At 74.5% G+C, this 24694-nt stretch carries 21 protein-coding genes; 9 read left to right on the top strand and 12 right to left on the bottom strand.

The window, feature by feature from the left end; genetic code table 11:
* Window positions 1–12: 12 nt before the first annotated feature.
* Window positions 13–663, top strand: coding sequence for a PhzF family phenazine biosynthesis protein (locus ACGFXC_RS32740; RefSeq protein WP_393718520.1), 651 nt, complete (start codon window positions 13–15; stop codon window positions 661–663).
* A gap of 62 nt (window positions 664–725) precedes the next feature.
* On the opposite strand, the gene ACGFXC_RS32745 is transcribed toward ACGFXC_RS32740, so the two are convergent.
* Together ACGFXC_RS32745 and map are read right to left on the bottom strand one after the other, a co-directional pair.
* Window positions 726–1373 carry a heme oxygenase (biliverdin-producing) gene (locus ACGFXC_RS32745; RefSeq protein WP_393718521.1) on the bottom strand — a complete coding sequence of 216 codons (648 nt, stop codon included), beginning with the start codon at window positions 1371–1373 and terminating at the stop codon, window positions 726–728.
* A 139-nt stretch (window positions 1374–1512) separates the two neighbouring features.
* Window positions 1513–2370: a type I methionyl aminopeptidase gene (gene map, locus ACGFXC_RS32750; protein WP_393718522.1), complete on the bottom strand. Its 858-nt coding sequence runs from the start codon at window positions 2368–2370 to the stop codon at window positions 1513–1515.
* A gap of 58 nt (window positions 2371–2428) precedes the next feature.
* On the opposite strand from map, the gene ACGFXC_RS32755 reads away from it, so the two are divergent.
* Entirely contained in the window at window positions 2429–2665 is a 237-nt protein-coding gene (locus ACGFXC_RS32755) for a hypothetical protein (RefSeq protein ID WP_393718523.1), read from the top strand.
* Between the two features lie 49 nt (window positions 2666–2714).
* Here ACGFXC_RS32755 and ACGFXC_RS32760 read toward each other — a convergent pair whose 3' ends face one another.
* Window positions 2715–3320 carry a hypothetical protein gene (locus ACGFXC_RS32760; protein WP_393718524.1) on the bottom strand — a complete coding sequence of 202 codons (606 nt, stop codon included), beginning with the start codon at window positions 3318–3320 and terminating at the stop codon, window positions 2715–2717.
* A gap of 107 nt (window positions 3321–3427) precedes the next feature.
* Between ACGFXC_RS32760 and npdG the strand changes: the two genes are divergently transcribed.
* The gene (gene npdG, locus ACGFXC_RS32765) at window positions 3428–4132 is read left to right on the top strand and encodes an NADPH-dependent F420 reductase (RefSeq protein ID WP_393718525.1); all 705 of its coding nucleotides are present in this window, start codon (window positions 3428–3430) and stop codon (window positions 4130–4132) included.
* A 69-nt stretch (window positions 4133–4201) separates the two neighbouring features.
* Here the strand turns inward: npdG and ACGFXC_RS32770 are convergent, their stop codons facing one another.
* Window positions 4202–6304: a TerD family protein gene (locus tag ACGFXC_RS32770; RefSeq protein WP_393718526.1), complete on the bottom strand. Its 2103-nt coding sequence runs from the start codon at window positions 6302–6304 to the stop codon at window positions 4202–4204.
* 207 nt (window positions 6305–6511) lie between these two features.
* Between ACGFXC_RS32770 and ACGFXC_RS32775 the strand changes: the two genes are divergently transcribed.
* Entirely contained in the window at window positions 6512–6697 is a 186-nt protein-coding gene (locus tag ACGFXC_RS32775) for a hypothetical protein (RefSeq protein ID WP_393718527.1), read from the top strand.
* Between the two features lie 7 nt (window positions 6698–6704).
* Here the strand turns inward: ACGFXC_RS32775 and ACGFXC_RS32780 are convergent, their stop codons facing one another.
* Entirely contained in the window at window positions 6705–7505 is an 801-nt protein-coding gene (locus ACGFXC_RS32780; protein WP_393718528.1) for a site-2 protease family protein, read from the bottom strand.
* On the opposite strand from ACGFXC_RS32780, the gene ACGFXC_RS32785 reads away from it, so the two are divergent.
* The gene (locus ACGFXC_RS32785; protein ID WP_393718529.1) at window positions 7504–11181 is read left to right on the top strand and encodes a BTAD domain-containing putative transcriptional regulator; all 3678 of its coding nucleotides are present in this window, start codon (window positions 7504–7506) and stop codon (window positions 11179–11181) included. The genes ACGFXC_RS32780 and ACGFXC_RS32785 overlap by 2 nt on opposite strands.
* 63 nt (window positions 11182–11244) lie before the next feature.
* Here ACGFXC_RS32785 and ACGFXC_RS32790 read toward each other — a convergent pair whose 3' ends face one another.
* From ACGFXC_RS32790 to panB, 3 genes are all read right to left on the bottom strand, one after another.
* On the bottom strand, window positions 11245–12096 hold the full coding sequence (locus ACGFXC_RS32790) for an ABC transporter permease (RefSeq protein ID WP_393718530.1): 852 nt from the start codon (window positions 12094–12096) through the stop codon (window positions 11245–11247).
* On the bottom strand, window positions 12093–13112 hold the full coding sequence (locus tag ACGFXC_RS32795; RefSeq protein ID WP_393718531.1) for an ATP-binding cassette domain-containing protein: 1020 nt from the start codon (window positions 13110–13112) through the stop codon (window positions 12093–12095). The genes ACGFXC_RS32790 and ACGFXC_RS32795 overlap by 4 nt, the downstream gene beginning before the upstream one ends.
* 98 nt (window positions 13113–13210) lie before the next feature.
* The gene (gene panB / locus ACGFXC_RS32800; RefSeq protein ID WP_393718532.1) at window positions 13211–14071 is read right to left on the bottom strand and encodes a 3-methyl-2-oxobutanoate hydroxymethyltransferase; all 861 of its coding nucleotides are present in this window, start codon (window positions 14069–14071) and stop codon (window positions 13211–13213) included.
* A 306-nt stretch (window positions 14072–14377) separates the two neighbouring features.
* Between panB and ACGFXC_RS32805 the strand changes: the two genes are divergently transcribed.
* Window positions 14378–15406: an endonuclease/exonuclease/phosphatase family protein gene (locus tag ACGFXC_RS32805; protein WP_393718533.1), complete on the top strand. Its 1029-nt coding sequence runs from the start codon at window positions 14378–14380 to the stop codon at window positions 15404–15406.
* Window positions 15407–15652: 246 nt separating this feature from the next.
* Window positions 15653–17929 (top strand): DPP IV N-terminal domain-containing protein, encoded by a 2277-nt coding sequence (locus tag ACGFXC_RS32810; protein WP_393718534.1) that lies wholly within the window; start codon window positions 15653–15655, stop codon window positions 17927–17929.
* Between the two features lie 42 nt (window positions 17930–17971).
* Here ACGFXC_RS32810 and ACGFXC_RS32815 read toward each other — a convergent pair whose 3' ends face one another.
* Together ACGFXC_RS32815 and ACGFXC_RS32820 are read right to left on the bottom strand one after the other, a co-directional pair.
* Window positions 17972–19723 carry an NAD+ synthase gene (locus ACGFXC_RS32815; protein WP_393718535.1) on the bottom strand — a complete coding sequence of 584 codons (1752 nt, stop codon included), beginning with the start codon at window positions 19721–19723 and terminating at the stop codon, window positions 17972–17974.
* Between the two features lie 127 nt (window positions 19724–19850).
* Window positions 19851–21407 carry a hypothetical protein gene (locus ACGFXC_RS32820; protein ID WP_393718536.1) on the bottom strand — a complete coding sequence of 519 codons (1557 nt, stop codon included), beginning with the start codon at window positions 21405–21407 and terminating at the stop codon, window positions 19851–19853.
* 284 nt (window positions 21408–21691) lie between these two features.
* Here ACGFXC_RS32820 and ACGFXC_RS32825 point away from each other — a divergent pair, with 284 nt between their 5' ends.
* Together ACGFXC_RS32825 and ACGFXC_RS32830 are read left to right on the top strand one after the other, a co-directional pair.
* A complete protein-coding gene (locus ACGFXC_RS32825; RefSeq protein ID WP_393718537.1) occupies window positions 21692–22402 on the top strand; it encodes a DUF998 domain-containing protein in 711 nt (236 codons plus the stop codon).
* 59 nt (window positions 22403–22461) lie between these two features.
* Window positions 22462–23304, top strand: a complete 843-nt coding sequence (locus ACGFXC_RS32830) for an alpha/beta fold hydrolase (protein WP_393718538.1) — start codon at window positions 22462–22464, stop codon at window positions 23302–23304.
* Window positions 23305–23313: 9 nt separating this feature from the next.
* Here ACGFXC_RS32830 and ACGFXC_RS32835 read toward each other — a convergent pair whose 3' ends face one another.
* Window positions 23314–23991, bottom strand: coding sequence for a DUF305 domain-containing protein (locus tag ACGFXC_RS32835; protein ID WP_393718539.1), 678 nt, complete (start codon window positions 23989–23991; stop codon window positions 23314–23316).
* Window positions 23988–24638 carry a DUF3105 domain-containing protein gene (locus ACGFXC_RS32840; RefSeq protein WP_393718540.1) on the bottom strand — a complete coding sequence of 217 codons (651 nt, stop codon included), beginning with the start codon at window positions 24636–24638 and terminating at the stop codon, window positions 23988–23990. Before ACGFXC_RS32840 ends, ACGFXC_RS32835 begins: the two co-directional genes overlap by 4 nt.
* Window positions 24639–24694: the final 56 nt, after the last annotated feature.

Genomic DNA, 24694 nt, shown 5'->3' on the forward strand with positions numbered 1-24694 from the left:
TTGAATGCCCGCGTGAACGATCTCGATGTCATCAAGGTCTTCTGCGCGGGTGACGGCCGGTTCGGCAACCTGCTCGGAGTCGTCCGCGACGGCCGGACCTGCCCGCACGACGCGGACCGCCAGGCCCTCGCCGCCGAACTGGGCTACAGCGAAACGGTGTTCGTCGACGACCCCGAGCGCGGGGTCGTCGACATCCGGACCCCCGGGACCCGGATGTCCTTCGCCGGACACCCCCTGGTCGGCGTCGCCTGGCTGCTCGACATCGAGGAGCTCCGGCCGCCCGCCGGATCCGTGTGGGCCCGCGGCGACGGGGAGTTCACCTGGATCACGGCCCGCCCCGAGTGGGTCACCGGCAAGCGCACCCAGCAGTACGCCGACGCCGCCGAGGTCGAGGCGCTGCCCGCCCCGCCGCCCGGTGAGGGCTGGCTGTACGCGTGGGCCTGGGAGGACGAGGCCGCCGGCCGGATCCGGGCCCGGGGCTTCCCGCGGCGCCCCGACGGCGCCATCACCGAGGACGAGGCCACCGGTTCGGCCGCGATCCTGCTGACCGCCGAGCTCGGCCGCGCCCTGAACATCACGCAGGGCGCCGGCTCGCAGATCCTCACCGCCCCGGGCCCCGACGGCACCGTGGAGATCGGCGGCCGGGTCCGCTTCGCCTCCTAGCCCGTCGCATGCGAAGGGGCCGGCCGGTGCGTCCGCACCGGCCGGCCCCTTCGCGCGTACGGCTACGCGCTGAGCGGGAACTCCTCGCCCAGCTCGCGGAAGACCGCGCCGTTGAAGTCGAAGGCGCGCTTGCACTCGTCGATGATGCGCTGCTTCTCCAGGTCGTCCGCCGCGAGCGCGTCCAGCAGTTCGCGGTAGGTCCGCTTGAAGGCGGCCGGGTTGGAGATGTCCGCGAAGACGTAGAACCGCACGCCGTCGCCCTTGCGCTCGAATCCCCAGGTGCGCTCCGCCTTGTCCCGGATGATCTGGCCGCCGGAGAGGTCGCCCAGGTAGCGGGTGTAGTGGTGGGCGACGTACCCGCCCGGCCAGGAGGCCGCGCACTCGGCGACCCGGGCCGCGTACGCCTCGGTCGCGGGCAGCGCCACGACGGACTCCCGCCAGTGCGGGCCGATGAGGTGGGCCAGGTCCCGCTCGATCTCGGCGACGCGCATCAGCTCGGGCTGTATGAACGGCCCCGCCACCGGGTCCTCGCGGAGCGCGTCGGCCGCGTCCTCCAGCGCCCGGTACACGAACCACAGCTGCTCGGTGTAGCGGGTGTACGCGTCGACTCCGAGCCGGCCGCCGAGCAGGTCGCTCATGAAGGAAGAGGTCTCGGCTTCGGTGTGCTGCTCGTGCGAGGCGACACGGATGACCGTGGAGAAGGCGTCCAAGGCGGACCTCCGGAGAAGAGGAAATCGGGCGCGGCGGCACGCCGCCGCCACGCCCGATCCTCCTACTTAGGCTTGCCTAAGTCAATGTGTTCCCGACGTTCTGTCGGTAAAAGAATCCGGGCGCCCGGGCCCGCCCCCCCTAGGGAAGGGTCAGGATCTCCGCCCCGGTGTCCGTCACCACCAGCGTGTGCTCGAACTGCGCGGTGCGCTTGCGGTCCTTCGTGACGACCGTCCAGCCGTCCTCCCACATGTCGTACTCGTGGGTGCCCAGCGTCAGCATCGGCTCGATCGTGAAGGTCATGCCGGGCTCGATGACGGTGGTCGCGTGCGGGCTGTCGTAGTGCGGGACGATCAGCCCGGAGTGGAACGAGGAATTGATGCCGTGCCCGGTGAAGTCCCGGACCACGCCGTAGCCGAAGCGCTTCGCGTACGACTCGATGACCCGGCCGATGATGTTGATCTGGCGGCCCGGCTTGACGGCCTTGATGGCCCGGTTCAGCGACTCGCGGGTGCGCTCCACGAGCAGCCGGGACTCCTCGTCCACCTCGCCGCACAGGTACGTGGCGTTGTTGTCGCCGTGCACCCCGCCGATGTAGGCGGTCACGTCGAGGTTCACGATGTCGCCGTCCTTCAGGACGGTCGAGTCGGGGATCCCGTGGCAGATGACCTCGTTCAGCGAGGAACACAGGGACTTGGGGAAGCCCCGGTACCCCAGCGTCGACGGGTAGGCGCCGTGGTCGCACATGTACTCGTGCGCGACCCGGTCCAGCTCGTCGGTGGTCACCCCCGGGGCGATGTGCTTGGCGGCCTCCTCCATCGCCTGGGCGGCGATCCGGCCGGCGATGCGCATCGCCTCGATGGTCTCGGCCGACTGCACCTCCGGGCCGGTGTACGGCGTGGGCATGGGCTTGCCCACGTACTCGGGCCGGCGGATGTTTCCGGGAACGGAACGGACGGGAGAGAGCTCGCCTGGAACGAGCAGCGACTGGCCAGACATGCAAGCGAGTGTATCCAGCGGGTATGGGGCAGAGTGGCGACAGAGGAAGGAGCCGACGATGGCCCTGTTCAAGAAGCGTCAGGTGGGCAAGCCTGGCGAGTGGTACTACTGCCTGGTCCACAACAAGGTCGAAGAGGGCCCGGAGTGTCCGGCCAAGGACCGGTTCGGCCCCTACGCCACGCGCGAGGAGGCGGGCCACGCCATGGAGACGGCGCAGGAACGCAACCTCGAATGGCAGAACGACCCCAAGTGGAACGACAAGACCCGGGAGGACGAGGGGGGCCCGGCGACCTGAACCGGCGGCCTGAACCGGCGACCTGGACCGCCGCCCGGACCCGCCGCGCTCACCAGCGGCTGGGCGGCGGCGCGGCCAGCTGGTCGGCCAGCCGCGCCAGCCGGTCCCGCAGCCGGCCCGGCCCCCGCTGGGCCGGCAGGCCGTTCTCCCCGGCCGCGGCGCTGACCAGGTGCTGGACCGTGTCCAGGTCCAGCTCCGCGGTGGCCGCGGGCACCGACAGCGCCTCGTGCGCCAGCGTGCCCAGATCCGGGTCCCCGCCGTCCAGGGAGAGTACGGTCGCCCCCGCGCGCCGGGCGTCGTGGACCCGCTCCAGCAGCCCGCCGCCCGGTTCGTCCGGGGCCACCACCAGCAGCGTGTGACCGCGCCGGGCCGCCTCCAGCCGGCCCAGCCCGACCGACAGGTGCGGCGGCTCGCCCGGCCGCACGTGGTGGCGCACCAGCGTCGGCGCCAGCTCCGGCAGCCCCGACCAGGCGGCCTCGTCCACCAGATGGGCCGCCAGGTGCCAGGGCTCGTACTGCTCGGTCCCCACCAGCAGCAGCCGCCCGGCCGAGGGCACCACGGCCCGCCGCAGCGAACCGGCGAACCTCCGGGCCTCACCCGGCCAGTGCGTCCCGGCGAGCACCTCGCGCAGCAACGCGACCCTCACGGCATCCATGGGCGGCATCCTGCCGCACCGCGGGGGCGCCCGGGGGCGGGAACGGCCGCCTCACCCGCCCGGCCCATACCTTCGACTGTGGCGTACTCGGCAGTACCCTCGCCCCCATGACTTCCTCAGACAGCACCCAGAAGCCGCCCGCCAAGGACCCCTGGGACCTCCCGGACGTCTCCGGCCTGGTCGTCGGCGTCCTCGGCGGCACCGGGGACCAGGGCCGCGGCCTCGCCTACCGGCTCGCCCGGGCCGGCCAGAAGGTGATCATCGGCTCGCGCGCCGCCGACCGCGCCCGGGACGCCGCCGGCGAGCTGGGCCTCGGCGTCGAGGGCGCCGACAACGCCGAGTGCGCCCGCCGCAGCGACATCGTGATCATCGCCGTGCCCTGGGAAGGCCACGCCAAGACCCTCGAAGCCCTCCGCGAGGACCTCGTGGGCAAGCTCGTCGTGGACTGCGTCAACCCGCTCGGCTTCGACAAGCAGGGCGCCTACGCCCTCCAGGTCGAGGAGGGCAGCGCCGCCCAGCAGGCCGCCGCCCTGCTCCCCGGCTCCCGCGTCACCGCCGCCTTCCACCACCTTTCCGCCGTCCTGCTCCAGGACGAGACGGTCGAGGAGATCGACACCGACGTGATGGTCCTCGGCGAATCCCGCGCCGACACCGACCTCGTCCAGGCCCTCGCGGCCCGCGTCCCCGGCATGCGCGGCGTCTTCGCGGGCCGCCTGCGCAACGCCCACCAGGTCGAGGCGATGGTCGCCAACCTGATCTCCACGAACCGCCGCTACAAGGCCCACGCGGGCCTGCGCCTCACGGACGTCTAGCCCCGCCGCGGGAGCCCGGGCGGACCCCCGCCCGGGCCCGCCCCCGCCCCCGCCGGCGGAGGCGTGGGCTCAGCCCCGACGGCCGCCCGGACGCTGCCCCTCGACGGCACCCAGGTGCGCCACCACCCCGTGGTAGAACCGCTCCACGGCGTCGTCCACGCTCCGGATGAACCCCGATTCGGCGTTGCCCCGCGTGTTGCCCATCCCCTTGACCAGGGTCAGCCGGAACCCGGTGAACTGCGCACCGTCCCTGGGCAGCAGGTCCGCCGGCTCGGGCCGCAGCCGCTCCAGCGTCCCGCGCGGCCCGTTCGCCCCGTCCACCAGGGTCTCGACGTGCAGGTCCGCCGGGGCCTCCGCGAGCAGCCGCAACAGCCGCTTCACCGTCGACAGCGGGTACGAGCCCGCCGGCGCCGGAATCTCCACCGAGGTGCGGAGCTTCGCCGTGCGCAGGTCCGCCGTCACCCCGATCACCCGGCTCGTGCCGTCGATCCGCAGTTCCGCCACCAGCCGGCCGTCCGCGCACAGCGCCTCGCCCGCGGCCGCCCGCCGCTCCCGCGGACCGCTGCCCCGCCGCGCCCGCTGCACCGGCAGCGCCTTCTGCCCCAGCTCCCCGCCCAGGCGCAGGCACACCTGGCGGATCAGGCGCTCCCAGCTCTCCACGACCTCCACGGCCCGCGGATCGCCGCCGCCGAGGGTCTCGTCCTCGATGCCCTTGCGGACGGGGACCCAGGCGGGCCCCATGTTCTGGAAGCCGTGACAGCCGGAGTTCTCGTGCTGGAGGTACTCCAGCAGCTCCTGGAGCAGCCAGGCGTGGGCGGCGTTGCCCACCCCCTCGTGGCGGATCAGCAGCTGCGCCTGATGGGCCACCTCCGCCCACGACAGGTGCCACAGGGTCACCTTGTGCTTGCGCCGGCCGTCGATCTTGACCTCGACCATCGGGACGCCTTCGAGCGCCACGTCGTTGGAGAGCGTGATCACGGCCTCGTAGCCGCGGCGCGCGGCGATGTCCATGTACTCCTGGACCTGCTCGGCCCGGAGCGGGTTCCCGTTCGTCTTCGTCTCGACCAGCGCCGTCCACAGCTTGCCCGCGCGCTCGACCCGGATCACGCCGTCCGGGCGGCGCGGGCTCTCCCCGTGGGGGAGCGACACCTCGGTGAAGGTCTGCATCCGCCCGGCGGGCGCCCCGAACCCGGCGGTCAGCCTGCGGCCCAGCTCCGGAACCTGCGCCATGACCGACAGCAGCACGGAGGTCGCGCGGACCTCCCGTTCCTTGTCGCTCTTGAGCGAGGGCACCGGGAACAGGCGCGCGGAACGCCAGGAGTCGTTCTCGGCGAGGGACTTGCCGGGCACCTTGGGGAGGGTGACCTTCTTCCTGGTCGTACGGGGACCCCGGCCCCGGCTCTGCGCCGGAACGACGGGCTCCGCCGCGGGCGCGGCCGGCGCGGCCGGCGCGGCCGGCGCGGCCGGCTCGGCGGGCGCGGCCTCCGGCTCCGCGGGCCGCTCCGGCGGGGCGACGGCCCCGGTCCCGGCCTGCGGCTCCGTGGCGGCGGCGGGGGCGGACTCCCCGCCCCCCAGGGCCTTCGGGACCTCCCCGGCCGCCTCCTGGACCTCCTCGGCCTCCTCGGCCTCCTCCAGCACCGCGATGCCGAAATCGGTCGCGAGTCCGGCGAGCCCGGTCTCGTACCCCTGGCCCACGGCCCGGAACTTCCACTCCTCGCCCCGCCGGTACAGCTCCCCGAAGATGAACGCGCTCTCCACGCCCGCGTCCTCGATGGAGAACCCGACCAGCGGTTCCCCGGACCGGTCCGCGACCGTCATCCGCAGGTCGTCCAGGTCCCCGAAGCACGCACCGCCGTACTGGCTGGCCGCGACCACGATCCGCTCCACGCCCGGCGGGACCGCCGTCAGGTCGAGGCCGATGCGGTCCTCGTCACCGTTCTCCGTGGGCGTCTTGCCCAGCAGCTGCACGCTGCCGTCGGCGGCGGCGGGATGGTTGTAGAAGTAGAAGTCGTTCTCGCCGCGGACCTTGCCGTTCCCGTCCAGCAGCAGGACGGAGACGTCCGCGTCCCCCGCCCCCGAGGCGCTGGTCCAGCTCAGGCTCACGACGACCGAGCCCGCGTCCTCGCTGAGGGCGGTCAGGCTGACGTTCGCGCCCTTCTGGATCTCCTGCATGTCGCATCCCCCCACGTGTCCGGACCGCCGCGGTGCGCGGAGCCGGTCCGGGCTGTCGTTCTCCCGCCGACGTGTCCGGCGGGCCCCGGGGGAACCGTAACCAGAAGGCGCGCCCAAGATCAGGTGAAGGCGGAAAAGACCGCCCGTGGGGATGGGGGACACTGGAGGGGATCGACCCCGTCCCGTGTCGCCGAGGAGCCGTGCCCGATGCCCCGCCTTGCCGTGTTCGCCGTTGTCGTCTGCGTCCTCGCCGTGGCCGCCGCCGTGGTCGCCTTCGTGGAGGGCAGCTTCCTCGGCATCATCTGGGTCCTGCTGGCCGGCCTGACGTCCAACATGGCCTGGTTCTACCTGCGCCGGGCGAAGGCGGAGAAGGCGCGCCGGACGGCCGTCTAACGGCCGTCTAACGGCCGGGGGCCGTGCAGAAGACGTCCGTGTCCTGCCAGAAGCGGTACAGGTCCCGGCCGCAGTACGTCTCCAGGTCGGAGACCCCCAGCCCGCGCAGGATCCCGTCGACCGCGCCGAAGAAGAACGCGTTCACCTCCGGGATCCACAGCAGCGCGAACACCCCGATCAGGGCGAACGGCGCCAGCGGCGCCAGCTCGCGCCGGACCCGGTGCGAGAGCCAGGGCTCGATCACCCCGTAGCCGTCCAGGCCCGGCACCGGCAGGAAGTTCAAGATCGCCGCCGAGACCTGGAGCAGGGCCAGGAACGCCAGCGCGAAGCGGAACTCCAGGGGGACCCCGTCGAGGGCGCCCAGCCAGAACGGCGCCGTGCAGATCACCGCGAAGGCCACGTTGGTCAGCGGACCCGCCGCCGAGACCAGGCTGTGCTTCCAGCGGCCCCGGATCCGGTCCCGCTCGATGAACACCGCCCCGCCGGGCAGGCCCAGCCCGCCCAGGATCACGAAGAGCACCGGCAGCACGATGCTCATCACGGCGTGCGTGTACTTCAGCGGGTTCAGCGTCAGGTAGCCCTTGGCGCCGACCGTGATGTCCCCGCCGTGCAGGGCGGTGCGGGCGTGCGCGTACTCGTGCAGGCAGAGCGAGACGACCCACGCGGCCGTCACGAACAGGAACACCGCCAGCCCCGGGCTGGAGGCGTAACCGGTCCACACCGCCCAGCCCGTGACCGCCATGACGGCGACGATGCCGAGGAAGACGGAACTGATCTGCCGCTCGCCGCGGCTGCCCTGGTGACCCATGCGGCGAAACCTATCCCGGCCACCGGTCCGGCGGGGGCGCGGGGCCGGGGACAATGGGCCGGTGCGCTACGCGATCCTCGGCACCACCCAGGCCCTCCGCGACGACGGGAGCACCGTCGCCGTCGGCGGCGCCCGTCTGCGCGCGCTGCTGACCGTGCTCGCCCTGCGCCCCGGCCGGGCGGTACCGGCCGGACTGCTCGTCGACGAGGTCTGGCGGGCGGACCCGCCCGCGGAGGCCGTGCCCGCGCTCCAGGCGCTGGTCGGGCGGCTGCGCCGGGCGCTGGGGCACGCCGCCGTGCGCTCCGCCGACGGCGGCTACCTGCTGGAGGCGGCGCGGGAGGACGTGGACGCGTACCGCTTCGAGCGGCTCGTGCGCGACGCCGCCGGGACGGCGGACCCGGCCGGGGCGGCGGCGCTGTACGACGAGGCGCTCGCGCTGTGGCGGGGCCCGGCGCTGGCCTCCCTGCCGGAGGCGGGCGCGGAGTCCGCGCGGTGGGAAGCCGTACGGATGGACGCGCGCCGGGGCCGGCTGGAGGCGGCCCTGGCCCTGGGCGGGGCGGAACGGGCCCTGCCGGAGCTGGCCGAACTGTGCGCGCGCCGACCGCTGGACGAGCCCTTGCAGGTGCTGCGGATCCGGGCCCTGCGTGCGGTGGGCCGCCCGGCGGAGGCGCTGGCCGCTTACGAAGCCGTGCGCCGCGAGCTGGCCGCCCGCCTCGGCACGGACCCCGGGCCGGCCCTGCGCGCCCTCCACACTGAGCTCCTGACCCCGGCCCCGAGCGCCCCGCCCCCGGCCCGAGTCCCATCGCCCCCGGCCACCCCGCCCCCGGCCACCCCGGCCCCGGCCACCCCGCCCCCGGACACCCCGGACACCCCGGCCCCGGGCACCCCGGGCACCCCGGACACCCCGGGCACCCCGGACACCCCGGCCCCGGGCACCCCGGGCACCCCGGACACCCCGGCCCCGGGCACCCCGGGCACCCCGGACAACCTGGCCCCGGGCACCCTGGCCCCGGGCACCCTGGCCCCGGGCACCCTGGCCCCGGGCACCCCGGCCCCGGGCACCCTGGATCCAGGCACCCTGGCCCCGGGCACTCCGGCCCTGGGCCTTTCGGGAACCCCGGCCCAGGGCACTCCGCCCACCTCCGCCCCGGGCGGGAACCTGCGGGCGCGGCTGACGTCCTTCGTGGGGCGCGAGGAGGACATCCGGGTGCTCGGGGAGGACCTCGCGCGGGCCCGGCTCGTCACGCTGCTCGGCCCCGGGGGCGCGGGCAAGACCCGGCTGTCCCAGGAGGCCGCCGAGCGGCACTCCGCCGGGCCGGACGCCTGGCCCGACGGCGTGTGGCTCGTCGAGCTCGCCCCCGTGGACGACCCCGAGGACGTCGCCGAAGCGACCCTCGCCGCACTCGGCGCCCGCGAGACGAAGCTGCGCGGCGCCACCTCCGAGGAACTGCGCGCCCTCACCGAACGCCCCGGGGAGACCCCGCTCGCCCGGCTCGCCGAACACTGCGCCCGGCGCCGGCTCCTGCTGCTCCTCGACAACTGCGAGCACGTCATCGGCGCCGCCGCCCAACTCGCCGAGCGGCTCCTCACCCACTGCCCCGGCGTGCAGATACTCGCCACCAGCCGCGAACCCCTCGGCGTGCCGGGGGAGCTGCTGCGCCCCGTGGAGCCCCTCCCCGACCCCGTCGCGCTGCGGCTCTTCGCCGACCGGGGGGCCGCCGTCCGCCCCGGCTTCACCCCCGCCGACGATCCGGCCGCCGCCGCCGAGATCTGCCGCCGCCTGGACGGTCTGCCGCTGGCCATCGAGCTGGCCGCGGCCCGGCTGCGGCTGCTCACGCCGCGTCAGATCGCCGACCGGCTCGACGACCGGTTCCGGCTCCTGACCGGCGGGAGCCGTACCGTGCTGCCCCGGCAGCAGACGCTGCGGGCCGTCGTGGACTGGTCCTGGGAGCTGCTGGACGCGCCCGAACGGGCGGTGCTGGCCCGGCTGTCCGTGTTCGCCGGCGGCTGCGACCTGGCCGCCGCCGAAGCCGTCTGCGCCGAGCCGGACGGCGTCCTGGACGTGGCCGACGTCCTCGGTTCCCTCGTCGACAAGTCCCTCGTCCTCGCCGAACCCGACGAGGCCGCCGACGGCATGCGCTACCGCCTGCTGGAGACCGTCGCCGAATACGCCGCCGAACGCCTCGCGGAGAGCGGCGGCGACCGCACCGCCACCGAGCGGCGCCACCTCGTCCACTACCGCGAACTCGCCCGCACCGCCGAGCCCCTGCTCCGCGGGCACGGCCAGCGCGCCGCCGCGGGACTGATCACCACCGAGTACGAGAACCTCCGTACCGCCCTGCGCCGCGCGGCCGCCGCCCACGAGGCCGACGAGGTCCTGTGCCTCGTCCACTCCCTCGTCTGGTACTGGTTCATGCACGACCTGCGCGGCGAGTCCGGGCACTGGGCCGACCTCGCCGCCACCCTCGGCCCCGACCCCTTCGCCCCGCCCGCCGCCCCCGCCCCGCCCGTCCACGAGCGCCTCGTGGACACGCCCCCGCCCTACGCGGGCGAACTGCGCACCGAGGCCTGGCGCGGCATCCAGATGATCCGCCTCGCCTCCCGCGAACAGGGCAGCGACGGCTGGCAGACCCCCGAGGTCCGCGCCCAGGTCGACGCCGTCCTCAGCGTCTACCGGCCGGGCCTGCCGCAGACCTGCCGCCCGCCGGCCGGCCTGTGGATCTACGCCGTGATGATCGCCGGTGCGCCCGGTGTCCTCGGCCGCGTCCTGGACGCGACCGTGGACGCCGCCCGGGCCCTCGGATACGCATGGGAACTGGCCTCCGCGCTGCAACTGCGCGCCAACGTCCTCGCCAACCGGGCCGAGTGGGTCGGCGACGCCGCCCGCGACGCCGACGAGAGCCACGCCCTCTTCCGCGCCCTGGGCGACGACTGGGGCTGCGCCGAGGCCCTGTCCGCGCGCGCCGAGTCACACGAGAAGACGGGGGCCTACGACCTCGCCACCCAGGACTACCGCGCGGCGATCGAGCACGCCGAACGCCTCGGCGCCAAGGCGCAGGTGACGGTGCTCCGGGTGCGGATGGCCGGGACCCTCGCCGAGAGCGGGCACGACGCCGAGGCGGAGGAGATCCTCACCGAGGTCATCGCGCTCGGCGGCGACACCGAGGCCGTTCCCGCCGCCCGGCTCTTCTTCGCGGGCGTCCTGGGCCGCAGTGGCCGCCTGCGCGAGGCCCGTGCCCAGCTCGACGCGCTGCGCGTGGAGTTCTCCGTGGGGGCCTACGCCGTCTTCGACGTGTTCCGGCTGGGCACCACGGCCTGGCTGGACAACCGGGAGGGCCGCCACGCGCAGGCGCTGGCCACCGTCCGCGCCGCACTGCCGGCCGCCCTCGACCCGCTCGCGCTGATGGTCGCCCCCCAGCTGCCCGCCACCTTCCTGCTGGCGGCCGCCGTCTCGCTGGCCTCGCCCGGCGCCGCCGGCCGGCCGCGGGACGCCGCCCGGCTGCTCGGCGCCTACCGCGCCCAGCTGCCGGCCGCACACGTCCCGCCCGCCTCCGAACGCGAGGACGCCGCCCGTGCCGAGGAGCTGGCACGGGCGGCACTGGGCGATACCGGGTACGGGGCCGCGCACGCCGAAGGCGGCGGCCTCACCCTGGAGGAGGCCACCGCCCTCATCTGATCCGGCACCGTCCCCGCACGGGGCCCGTCCGGGACGCGATCCGAACGGACCGGCCGCCCCGGATCAGGTCTTCTGGCGGAACTTGCGGACGGCGAGCGGCATCGTGACGGCCGTCAGCGCCACCGACCAGGCCAGCGTGATCCACACGGAGTTCCCCAGCGGGGTGTCGTTGATGAGGCCGCGGGCCGCGTCGGCCAGGTTCGACAGCGGGTTGACGTCGGTGAAGCTCTGGAGCCAGCCCGGCATCGTCGTCGGCGGGGCGAAGATCGAGCTGCCGAACTGCAGCGGCATCAGGACCAGCATCGCCATGCCCTGGACCGCCTGGGAGGTCTTCATGGTGAGACCCAGCAGGATGAAGATCCACATCAGCGAGGCGCCGAAGACGGCCGACAGACCGATGGCGAAGAGCAGGTCCAGCACGTTGGACTTGATCGACAGGCCGAGCAGGAAGCCCATGCCGAGCAGGATCGCGATGGCGACCATCATCCGGCCCAGCTCGACCACGATCTTCGCGATGAGCACCGAGGAACGGGCGATCGGCATGGACCGGAACCGGTCCATCACGCCCTTCTTGAAGTCGTCGTTGACACCGGTGCCGACGCCCATCGCGATGTTCATGCCCATCATGGCCATCAGGCCCGGGACGACGTAGTTGACGTACTCGCCCTGGTTGCCCTTGCCGGAGATCGCGCCGCCGAAGACGAACACGAACAGCAGCGTGAAGATGATCGGCATCAGCAGGACGTCGAACATCGACTCCGGGTCCTGCTTGATCTGGAGCATGTTGCGGCGCGCCAGGGCGCCGATGTGGCGGAGGTTGCCCCGCAGGCCGATCCGCCCCTCGGCGGCCGGCGGCGGACCGGAGACCGGCGAGGGCGCCGGCGTCGTGGGCTTCGTCGTGGTTACGGTGCTCATGCCGCGACCTCCTCGGTCTGCTCGGTGGGAAGGGAGTCCTGGACGGTGGGCTTCTGGCCGGTGATGGACAGGAACACCTCGTCGAGGCTGGGCAGGTAGGTGCCGATGTCGCCGATCCCGTACCCGCGGGCGGCCAGCAGGCCGACGACGGCGGTCAGCTGCTCGTCCGCCAGGATCGGCACCAGCAGCGCCCCCTCGTCCGGCACGGCCTGGGAACCGGCCACGCCGTCCAGGCCGTTCTCGGCGAGGGCGCGGGCCATGCCCGGCAGGTCGGCCGGGTCGACGGGCCGGATCCGCAGGGTGCGGCCGCCGACGCGCGCCTTCAGCTCGTCCACCTTGCCGCTGGCGATGACCTTGCCGCGGTCGATGACCGTCAGCTCGCTCGCGAGCTGCTCGGCCTCCTCCATGTACTGGGTGGTGAGCAGCACGGTGGCCCCCTCGGCGACCATCCGCTGCACCTCGTCCCACACCTCGTTGCGGGTACGGGGGTCCAGACCGGTGGTCGGCTCGTCCAGGTAGAGGACGGCCGGGCGGCCGATCATCGAGGCGGCCAGGTCCAGCCGGCGGCGCATGCCGCCGGAGTAGTGCATCACGGCCTTCTTCGCGGCCTCGGTCAGGGAGAACCGCTCCAGCAGTTCGTCGGCCCGGCGGCGCGCCTCCTTGCGGGGCAGGTCCAGCAGCCGGCCGATCATGTAGAGGTTCTCCCAGCCGGAGAGCTTCTCGTCGACCGAGGCGTACTGGCCGGTCAGGCCGATGGTGCGGCGCAGCTGGCGGGGCTGGCGGACCACGTCGTAGCCCGCGACCCGCGCGGTCCCGGCGTCCGGGGTGATCAGGGTGGACAGGCAGCGCACCAGGGTGGTCTTGCCCGCGCCGTTGGGGCCGAGGACACCGAGGACGGTGCCCTCCCGTACGTCCAGGTCGACCCCGTCGAGGGCCTTGGTCTCGCCGTAGTGCTTGACCAGTCCCCGTACCTCCACGGCGTGGGGGGTGTTGTCGTTTCGCGTCATGTCCACCATGGGACCACCCGCCACTGACAACGCTCCGACAAACGACCGACAGCCGGCCGACAGCCCGTGGAACGGGGCGGCCGGCCGGCCGTCGGAGCCGCCGCGCCCTAGTGGAAGGCGTGCTCCGCCTGCGGGAACGTTCCGCCGACCACGTCCTCGGCGAAGGCCTTCGCCGCGTCGCCCATGGTCGCGCGGAGGTTCGCGTACTGCTTGACGAACTTCGGCATCTTCCCGCCGGTCAGGCCCATCATGTCGGTCCACACCAGCACCTGCGCGTCGCACTCCGAGCCCGCGCCGATGCCGACCGTCGGAATGTGCAGGGACCGGGTGACCTCGGCGGCCAGCTCGGCCGGGACCAGCTCCAGCACCACCGCGAAGGCGCCCGCGTCCTGCGCCGCCTTCGCGTCGCGCAGCAGCCGGTGCGCGGCCTCGTCGCTGCGGCCCTGCACCCGGTAGCCCATGGCGTTCACGGACTGCGGGGTCAGGCCCAGGTGCGACATGACCGGGATGCCGGACTGCACGATCAGCTCGGTCTGGGCCAGCGAACGCTCGCCGCCCTCCAGCTTGACCGCCCCGACCCCGGCCTCCTTGACCAGCCGGGTCGCGCTGCGCAGCGCCTGCACGGCGCCTTCCTGGTACGAACCGAACGGCAGGTCGCCGACGATCAGGGCCCGGCTGGTGCCCCGTACGACGGCCGCCGACAGCAGGGTCATCTCGTCCATCGTCACGGGGACGGTGGTCTCGTAGCCGAGGTGACAGTTGCCCATGGAGTCACCGACGAGCATGACCGGAATGCCGGCCTCGTCGAACACGGACGCCGTCATGGCGTCGTAGGCGGTGAGCATGGGCCACTTCTCGCCGCGCTCCTTGGCGAGCGCGAGGTCGCGGACGGTGATGCGCCGGGTGCCCGAGCCTCCGTACAGCGTGGCGGAGGCGGCTTCGCGGGCAGGCGAAACGGCGTGCGTCATTGCAACTGCTCCTAGTGTCATCTCGAGGCGCCCTCACGGCGTCCCCGGACTCATCCACCATGGTGGCACCCTCCCGGCCGCGGGCGGAAGTGGCCGTGATCCGACGCGCTGACCCGTACGTCACACTCCTGGCGGGATTCGAGGCGCGCACAGGCCAATGTGCGCGTTTCGTGACAAGCGGAACCCGAGCCGCACGGCCGTTCGTCCTCCGGAAAGAAGGGCCGCGAGGACGGCACGTAAGGCCCCGTACATCGCCTAGGGTCAAGGGGCGGGGACGGAGCGCGAGCACGGCAGCGAGGACATGGCATGGCACAGGCGTACATGACGGAGACGGGGAACGGCGGCTCCGAGCCCGGCTCCTCCGGATCCGGTCTCCGGCGCCGGCTGGCCGAACTGCGGCGGGACCCCGGCATCTGGCGGCGCGGGATCGTGACCGCCGCGCTCGCCGCGCTGATCTCGCTCGTCATGATCTTCCACGCGGAGCTGCCCAACGACATCGGCAACCTCGGCAGCCTCACCGAGACCTTCCTGCCCTGGCTGGGCGTGGCCGTGCCGCTGCTGCTCGTCGCCGCCGTGGTCCGCAAGTCCGCCACCGCGCTGATCGCGATACTGCTGACCGCCGCGGTGTGGGTGAACCTCTTCGGAGGACTGATCACCGACAAGTCCGCGGGCGGCGGCAACCTCATGGTCGCCACCCACAACGTCGACGCCGACAACCCCGACCCGCGCGGCACCGCCGAGTCCGTCGCCAAGTCCGGGGCCGACGTGCTCGCGCTGACCGAGCTCACGGGGGACGCCGTCCCCGTCTACGAGAAGGCCCTGGCGGGCACGTACAAGTACCACGCGGTCGAGGGCACCGTCGGCGTGTGGAGCAAGTACCCGCTGACCTCCAGCAGGCCCGTCGACATCCGCCTCGGCTGGACCCGCGCCATGCGCACCACCGCGGCCACCCCCTTCGGCGAGGTCGGCGTCTACGTCGCCCACCTGCCCTCGGTCCGCGTCAAGCTCAACGCCGGGTTCACGGCCAACCAGCGCGACAACAGCGCCGACGCGCTGGGCGCCGCCCTGGCCAGCGAGGGCCTCAAGAAGGTCGTCCTGCTCGGCGACCTCAACGGCACCATGAACGACCGTGCCCTGTCCGAGGTCACCTCCCAGATGCGCTCCACCCAGGGCGCGGCGGGCCACGGCTTCGGCTTCAGCTGGCCCGCGCAGTTCCCGATGGCCCGCATCGACCAGATCATGGTCCGCGGGATCAAGCCGGAGGCCTCCTGGACCCTGGCGCGCACGGGCAGCGACCACCTCCCGGTAGCGGCCCGCCTGACGGTCCGCCCGTAGCGGCGCGTCCGCCCGTCCCGCGGGCCGAGGGCCCCGGCCGCTCCCACGAGCGGCCGGGGCCCTCGGCGTGCGCCCGCCGGGACGGCCGCGGCCGCCCGGGCGCCCGCGACCGGTGAGCGTCGCGCACCGGTGAGCCCGGCGCACCGGACCGTAGACGAAGTCGATCTTGTTCCGCGCCCGGGGGGCGAGGAGAGTCGCCCCATCCCCTCCGCCGCGCTGGACCGACACCGAGGACGTACACGAAGCATGAGCACCACTGAGGACTACCAGGCCGCGGAACTGCTCTTCCGCCGTCCCGTCCGTCCCGGCGAACTCGTCGTCGGGGACAAGGTCCGCCCCCAGTGGACCGACGGCGGCGCCCGGTTCTGGTACGCGGTGGGCGACGGCGCCGGCCGCCGGTTCGTCCGGGCCGACCCGGCGGCGGGGACCCGTGAACCGGCCTTCGACCACGACCGCCTCGCCGCCGCGCTGGCCACCGCCTCCGGGCACCGGGTCGACCCCCGGGCCCTGCCGTTCGCGGGCATCGAGCTCACGGAGGACGCCGTGGCGTTCTTCGCGCTCGGCGAGTACTGGCGCTGCGCCCTGGACGGCTACGTCTGCGAGCGGGCCGCGTTCACGCCGCCGGGCAGCCCGCTGGACGTGCCCTCGCCGGACGGCCGCACCGCGGTCTACCGGCAGGGACACGACCTGTGGGCGCGCTCCCTGTCCGACGGCCGCACCTGGGCCCTGACCACCGACGGCGCCCCCGACCACCAGTACGGCCCCGGCCCGGACGCCACGGCCAACCAGACCCTGCTGCGCAAGATAGGCCTGCCCCACCTGCCGCCCGCGGTGGCCTGGTCGCCCGACTCGACGAAGGTGCTCGCGCACCGGACCGACGAGCGAAGCGTCCGCCGGACCCACCTCGTCGAGGCCCGGCCCGCCGACGGCGGCGCCCCCCTCACGCACAGCCAGCGGTACGCCCACGCCGGGGACGAACACCTGCCGCTGGCCGAACTGGTCGTCCTGGACCCCGCCGCCGGCACGGTGGTCCGCGCGCAGGCCGAGCCGCTCCTGATGCCGTCGATGTCGCCGGTCACCGCCAAGTGGGCCTGGTGGGCCCCGGACGGCTCGGCGGTCTACTACCTCGCCCGGCCCCGCGACCTGCTGACGCTCACCCTCAACCGGCTGGACCCGGTCACCGGTGAGGTCACCACGGTGATCACCGAGTCCGGGGACACCCGGGTGGAGCCCAACCAGTGGATGTACGAGCCGCCGATCGTGCGGCTGCTGGCCGACGAGGTGCTCTGGTACTCGCAGCGGGACGGCTGGGGCCACCTGTACCGGTACGACCTGCACACCGGCGCCCTGCTCGGGCAGGTCACCTCCGGGGAGTGGGCGGTGCGCCAGATCCTGCGCGTCGACGAGGCGCAGCGGACGGTGTACTTCACCGCCTCCGGGCTGGTCGAGGAGGATCCGTACCGGCGGACCGTGTGCCGGGCGGGCCTGGACGGCTCCGGCTTCGCGGTGATCACCGACGACGGGCTGGACCACGTCGTCACCCTGCCGGAGCACCAGGAGTACTTCCTCGACTCCGCTTCCACCGTCGACACCCCGCCGGTGACCCGCGTCCGTGACTGGACCGGGCGGGTGCTGGTCGAGCTGGAGCGCGCCGACATCGCCGGGCTCACCGCCACCGGCTGGACCGCGCCGCAGCGGTTCCGCGTCAAGGCCGCCGACGGGGTGACGGACGTCTACGGAGTGCTCTACCGGCCGCGCGGGTTCGACCCCTCCCGGCGGTATCCGGTGGTGGACACCCTCTACCCCGGCCCGCAGGTCAACCGGGTCGCGCCCTCCTTCGACCCCGGCGCGACGGGCCTCGACGCGGAACCCCTGGCGGCCCTCGGCTTCGTGGTCGTCGCCCTGGACGGACGGGGCACCCCGGGCCGGAGCAAGGACTTCCACGACGCCTCGTACGGCCGCCTGGCCGACGCGGGCGGCCTGGCCGACCACGTGGCGGCGCTGCGCCAGCTGGCCGAGACCCGGCCGTGGATGGACCTGGACCGGGTGGGCGCGTTCGGCCACTCCGGCGGCGGGTTCGCCGCGGCGCGGGCGGTGCTGGACTTCCCCGGCACCTACAAGGCGGCGGTCGCCCTCTCCGGCTCGCACGACGCCCGCCACTTCAACCCCGGCTTCGTGGAGACCTACGACGGCGCCTACCGCCCCGAGGTCTGGGCCCGCACCTCCAACGTGGACCTCGCGGACCGGCTGACGGGCAAACTGCTGCTCGTCCACGGCGAGATGGACGACCAGGTCCACCCGGACCACACGCTGCGGCTCGCCGACCGGCTCGTCGCCGCCGACAAGGACTTCGAGCTGCTCATCGTGCCCGGCGCCGAGCACACCTTCATCGACTGCCTGACCTACGTCCGCAAGCGCTCCTGGGACTTCCTGGTGCGCGAGCTGACGGGCACCCCGCCGCCCGCGTACCGCCCCGCCCCCATCGCCCTGGGCCCCGAGCTGCTCGGCGAACTGTTCGCGTGAGCCCCCGCCGCGGGCCCCGCGCCGGGGCCCGCGGCGGGCGGTTCAGCGTTCGCGCCAGCCGTTGGTGACGGGCAGCCGGCGGTCCTTGCCGAAGCCCTTCGCGGAGATCTTGGTGCCCGGCGGATACTGGCGCCGCTTGTACTCGGCGGTGTCCACCATGCGCAGGATCCGCGCGACCAGCTCGCGGTCGAACCCGGCCCCGGCGATGGCCTCCAGCCCCTGGTCGCGGTCCACGTACAGCTCCAGGACCGCGTCGAGCACCGGGTAGTCCGGCAGCGAGTCCGTGTCGACCTGGCCCGGTCGCAGCTCGGCGCTCGGCGGCTTCACGATGGAGTTCTCCGGGATCGGCGGGGTCTCGCCGCGCTCCTCGGCGGCCCGGTTGCGGTGCCGGGCGAGCCGGAAGACGTCCGACTTGTACACGTCCTTGATCGGTCCGTAGGCGCCGACGGAGTCCCCGTAGAGGGTCGAATAGCCGACGGCCAGCTCGGACTTGTTGCCCGGGGCCAGCACGATGTGGCCCTCCTGGTTGGACAGCGCCATCAGCATCGTGCCGCGCAGCCGGGACTGGAGGTTCTCCTCGGCGAGGCCGTCGAGGCCCAGCGCACCCATGTACGCGTCGAACATCGGCTCGATGGACACGGTCCGGAAGTTCAGGCCGGTCCGCTCGGCGAGCTCGGCCGCGTCGCCCCTGGAGTGGTCCGAGGAGTACTTCGAGGGCATGGACACGCCGTACACGTTCTGCGCGCCGATCGCGTCGCAGGCGAGGGCGGCGACGAGCGCGGAGTCGATGCCGCCGGAGAGCCCGATCAGGACGGAGCGGAAGCCGTTCTTGCGGACGTACGCGCGCAGGCCCACGACGAGCGCGTCGTAGACCTCCTCCTCGGCCTCCAGCCGGTCGGCGTAACCGCCGGGGACCACGGGCTCGTAGGGGGCGAGCGGCTCCTCGGAGAGGATCACGCGGTCGATGCGCAGGCCGTCGTCGACGGTGCCCGCGGGGGCGGCGGGGAGGGCGGCCGGGAGGTCCAGGTCCACCAGGACGCAGCCCTCGGAGAACTGCGGGGCGCGGGCGATGACCTCGCCGGAGGCGTCGACGACGATCGAGTCGCCGTCGAAGACCAGCTCGTCCTGGCCGCCGATCATCGCGAGGTAGGCGAGCGTGCAGCCGGCCTCCCGGGCCCGCTTGCGCACCAGTTCCAGGCGGACGTCGTCCTTGTCGCGCTCGTAGGGCGAGGCGTTGACGGAGACCAGCAGTCCGGCCCCGGCGGCGCGGGTGGCGGGGACCCGGCCGCCCTCCTGCCAGAGGTCCTCGCAGATGGCCAGGGCCACGTCGACGCCGCGCACCCGGATCACGGGCTGGGTGTCGCCGGGGACGAAGTACCGGAACTCGTCGAAGACCCCGTAGTTGGGGAGGTGGTGCTTGGCGAAGCGCAGCACCACCTCGCCCCGGTGCAGGACGGCCGCCGCGTTCTCGGGGGAGCCGGCCGGCCGGCCCAGGCGGGGCGCCGCCTGCTCGCTGCGGTCGAGGTAGCCGACGACGACCGGCAGCTCGCCGAACCCCTCGTCCGCGAGCCGCCGCGCGAGGCCGTGCAGGGCGGCGCGGGAGGCCTCGACGAAGGAGCCGCGCAGGGCGAGGTCCTCGACGGGGTACCCCGTCAGCACCATCTCCGGGAACGCCACGAGGTGGGCGCCCTGCTCGGCCGCGTGCCGGGTCCAGTGGACGATGTTGTCGGCGTTGGCGGCGATGTCGCCGACGTGCGAGTCGATCTGATTCAGCGCGAGACGAAGTTGAGGCACGGGACCCAGTCTAATCGTCTTTCTGACGCGATGTCCTGGATCCCGTGCCGCCGGGGTGTTCGCGGATGCCCGTACGGGGTGCCCGGGGGTGGCTGCCCGGACGGGGCGGCTGCCCGGGCGGGGCGGCTCAGCCGACGGGGCCGGTGAACCGCGCGGCGGGGCGCAGCAGGCCGGGGGAGAGCGCGGCGCTGATGCTCCGGGTGCCCTCGGGGACCTCGAAGGCGGCGGTGCCGGTGGCGGACTCGCCGGGCCGGATCGTGCCCTCGATGCGCTTCGGGGTCCGCACGTCGAAGACCAGCTTGCCCTCGCCGCCCTTGTCGTCCCGGACGGTGGGCATCGCGTAGATGACCTCGTGGGGGGAGGTCGAGCCGTTGGTGATGGTGAAGGAGATCAGCACGGCGTGGCCGACGTCGAGGTACTCGCTGGCCGACACGTACTCCTTCGGGGCGGACAGGGTCACCTTGATGCCGTCGGGATAGGTGTAGGTCTGGCCGAAGGGGATCGGGGCGGGGGCGGGGTCCGCGGACGGGTGCGGGCCGGGGGTGCCGGGCCCGCCGGGGGTGCCGGGGGTGCCGGGTCCGTCGAACTCCTCGTCCCAGTCCTCGTCCCAGCCCGGGCCGTAGGGGTCTTCCCGGGCCTGGTCGAAGGTGTCCTCCGCGCGGTCGAGGACGGCGGCGGTCAGCAGGAAGCCGCAGGCCGACACGCCGAGGCTGACGATGCCGAGCACGAGGCCGACGACGGCCATCGTCCGGCGCGGGGCGCCGGAGCGGGTGCGGACCAGGGCGCCGATGGCGAGGCCGGTCCCGATGAGCCCGGCCAGGGTCCCGGCCCAGAACACGAACGGCACGATGCCCAGCACGACGGCCGTCAGCCCGAGCACGAGGGCGGCGACGGCGAGCCCGTTCGCCGGCGCGGCGCCGCTCCCGGCGGGGTGCGCGGGGTATCCCGGATGCCCCGCGTACCCGGGCGCGGCCCACCCGTACCCGGGTACGCCGGGTCCGGACCCGCCGTACCCGGGCCCGCCCCCGACGGGCGCGAAGCCGCCGGGGGCGAAGCCGCCGGGGGCCGGTGCCGCGAAGGGGTTCGGGTTCTGCCCGTCGGCGGGTGCCGGCCCGGTGGGGACGGGGGCCGGGGACGGCGGCGCGAAGGGGTTCTGCCCGGCGCCGGGTGCCGCCCCGGCGGGGACGGGGGCCGGGGACGGCGCCGCGAACGGGTTCTGCCCGGCCGGGGCCTTCAGGAGGGAGGGCCCCGGGGTGGGGGCGCCGCCCCCGCCGGGCGGTTCGGGCGTGCCGCCGGCGTCCGCCCCGGCGGCGTCGGGCGGGGTCACCGCCGAGGCCTGCGCGGGAGCGTCCGGGGTGGCGTCGGCGGGAGCACCCACCGGGCCTGCGGCCGAGGCGCCCGAGGGGTCTGTGACCCGGGTGTCCGCCGGACCGTCCGCCGGGGTGCCCGTGGGGTCTGCGACCGGCAGGTGCGGCGCGTCGGCCGGGTCGCCCGCCGGGCCCGCGACCGGGGTGCCTGCCGACCCCGCGACCGGGGTCTGCGCCGAGGGGTCCGCGGCCGGGGCGGCCGGGGTGTCCGGCGGGGCGACGGCCGGGGCTGTGCGGGTGTCCTCCGGGGGCGGGGGCGGGGTCGGTATGCCGGAGGGCGCGGGGTCGGGCGGGGTGGGGTTCGGGGGCGTGCTCATGCCTGGCGGAGTCCCTCGGGAGGTGCGGCGTACGGCGTACGGGGGCGGCGTCAGACTGCCACGGGCTCCGCCCGCCTCCAACCGGAAATGCCGCCCCGCGTCCGGTACGGGGCGGTATGGGCGAGTCTGATCCGCCGGGCGGGAACGCGGGCGCCGCCCGGCACGTCCTCACAGGGGAGGGACCCGGCCGGACGGCCCGCGGCGCGCCCCGGTGGCCCGCCCCCGGCGGCGGCTCCGCGCCGGGCCCCGCGTCCGAACCGGTTCTGCTTAGGATCAGTCCCACCATGCGTACACATGCCGCGAAGGGCAGCGGCCGGGCAGGCGCCCGTGCCGTCGCCGTCCTCATCGGCCTCGGCGCCGCCGCCTACACCGCCTGGGTGCTGGAGGTCGTCCTCTCCACCGGCCTCAACCCCATCGAGACCTACGTCAGTGAACTCGCCGCCCAGGACCAGCCCCTCGGCGGCCTCTTCCGGGCCACCGACTTCACCGCCGGGCTGCTCGCCTTCCTCGGCGGGCTGCTCGCCCTGGCCCGGCTGCTCCGGCACCCCGAGTCGCGCCGCCCGTGGGCGGTCGCCGGCTGGGCCGGGGTCGCCCTCTTCGGTGCCGCCACCGCCGCCGACGCCTGGCTCCCGCTCAGCTGTCAGCCCACCGTGGACCCGGTGTGCGCCGCCCGCGAGACCGCCGGCCTGGTCCCGGCCACCCACCAGGCCCACGCCGTCAGCAGCAGCCTCGCCATGACCGGCGCGCTCGTCGGGATAGTGGCCCTCACCGTCGCCGCCCGCCGCTACGGATGGTTCGCGCCGCTCGCCCGCTTCGGTCCCGCCCTGGTCGTCCTGGAACTGCTGGCCACCGCCTGGACCCTGACCGCCATCGCCCTGTTCACCGCCGGGCACGGGACGTGGGCGCTCGGCGCGGGCCAGCGCCTCCAGGTGCTGCTGGTGGCGATCTGGCTCGGGGTGCTGGCCCTCTCCGTCCACCGCGAGCGCCGCACGTGACGGCCCCGCGGCCGCGCCCCGCCCGCGCCCGCGCCCGGGTCCCCGTCCCCGGTCGTGTCGTGCGCGTCGACGGGGTGCCGCTGCACGTGGTCGTCGAAGGGAGCGGGCCCGTCGTGGTGCTGAGCGCCGGGCTCGCCATGGCCTGGTTCGACTGGGACCCGGTCGCCGCCCTGCTCGTCGCCCGCGGGCGCACCGTGGTCCGCTTCGACCGCCCCGGGCACGGGCTCAGCGCCCCCGCCCCCACCCCGCCGGGAGCCGCCGACGAGGCCCGCCGCATCGCCGCCCTGCTCGACGCGCTCGGGCTCGACGGCCCCGTCACCGTCGCCGGACACTCCCTCGCCGGGTTCCACGCCGAAGCCTTCGCCCGGCTGTACCCGGCCCGTACGGCGGCGCTCGTACTGGTCGACTCCAGCGTCGAGGAAACCCCGAGAGCCCTGCTCCCCTCCGCGCTGCGCACCGGCGCCGCCCGCGCGCTCGGCCGGGCCGTCACCGCCGCCGGGCTGCCGGCCGCGCTGGGACCCGCCGCCCGGCGGGCCGCCGTCCGCGCCTCCCGGGCCGGCCGCGCCGCGGACCCGGCCGCGCGGGACCTCGTACGCCGCTGCTACCGCACCGGCCGGGTCTGGCGCGGGGCCCTGCTGGAGAACGCCCGCTACCCCGACACCGCCGCCGAGGTACTGGCCCTGCGCGCGGCCCGCCCGCTGGCGGCCCCCGCCACGGTCCTCGTCGGCCACGGCGGGGGCACCGGCCGCGCCGCCCGGCGCTGGCTCGCCCGTCAGGCGGCCCTCGCCGACCGGATCGGAGCCCGCTTCGAGGTGGCCGAACCCGCCGGACACCTCGTCATGCTGGACCGCCCGGACCAGGTGGCCCGGGCGCTCCTGCACGCGGCGGCGGCCGCCTCCTGACGGCGGCCGTCACCCGCGCGGGGCGGCCCCGCGCTGCCTCAGCATGTCCGCCATCAGGGTGAGCTCCGACTGCTGCGCCGCGACCATCCCCTGCGCCAGCGACCGCTCGGCCGGCGTCCGGCACTGCACCGCGCACCCCTGGGCCATGGCGACACCGCCCTTGTGGTGGTCGGTCATCAGCTGGAGGTACAGCACCTCCGCGTCCCGGCCGTTCGCCGCGCCCAGCCGGTCCAGCTCCTCCTTGGTCGCCATGCCCGGCATCAGCGCCCCCGGCTTCGCGGCGCCGTGCCCGGCGTGTCCCGCGTGCTCGCCGCCCCCTTCGGCGGCCTGCATCCAGGACATCGGCGGCTCGTCGGCCACCACCTTCGGCAGCCCCCACAGGTCCAGCCAGCCCAGCAGCATGCCGCGCTGGTTGGCCTGGGTGTTGGCGATGTCGTAGGCGAGGCCGCGCACCGGCTCGTCCTGGGTGCGGTCGCGGACGATGAAGGACATCTCCACCGCCTGCTGGTGGTGCACCGCCATGTCACGGGCGAAGCCCGCGTCGGGGGAGTACAGCGCCGGCGCCTTCGCGGACCCGGCGGCGTCGGCCCCGCCAGGGCCGCCGTTCGCGGTGGCGACCGTGGCCCCCACCGCGAAGAGCACCGCGAGGACGACGGCCGCGCCGGCCGCCCAGTACGTACGGGTCACTTGTCGGCCAGCCCGTTCGTGCAGGCGGCGCCCGGCTCGGGGGTCTGCGCGCCCTGCACGTACTTGGTGAAGAACTGCGCCACCCGCGGGTCGTCCGCCTTGTCCACCGTCAGCTGCTTGCCCCACGCGCTCAGCATGATCGCGCCGGCCTGCTCCTTCACGGGGCTCATCAGCGTGTACGGGGTCTTGCCGACCTTCCCGGCGAGCGTCTCGACGTCGGCCGGGGCCGCCTTCTCGTTGTAGGTCACCCAGACCGCGCCGTGCTCCAGCGAGTGCACGGCGTTGACCTCGGGGATCGCGTTCTTGTAGACGTCGCCGTTGCAGTTCATCCAGCGGGGGTTGTGGTCGCCGCCGACCGGCGGGTTCATCTCGTACTTCACCGGGGTGTCGACGTGGTTGCGGCCGAGCTTCTTCACGTCCCAGTCGCGCTCGCCGGACACCGGCGCCTTGCGGGCCGCGGCGGCGTCCTCGTCCTTCTGCTTCTGCTCGATCAGCAGCCACGAGCCGAAGCCGACGAGCCCGGCGACGATGACGGTCGAGATGCCGATGGCGAGGAACTTGTTGCGCCGGTCGCGTGCCTTTTCGGCGCGGCGCATTTCGGCTATGCGGTTCTGCCGGGAGTTGTTTTCGGACGTCCTGCTGGCCATGTGCCCTGGTTCCTTCTGCTGAGGGGGGTGTCGGAATGGAGCCGGTGGTGCGCTCG

The organism is Streptomyces sp. NPDC048507 (assembly GCF_043199995.1).
Lineage (GTDB): Bacteria > Actinomycetota > Actinomycetes > Streptomycetales > Streptomycetaceae > Streptomyces.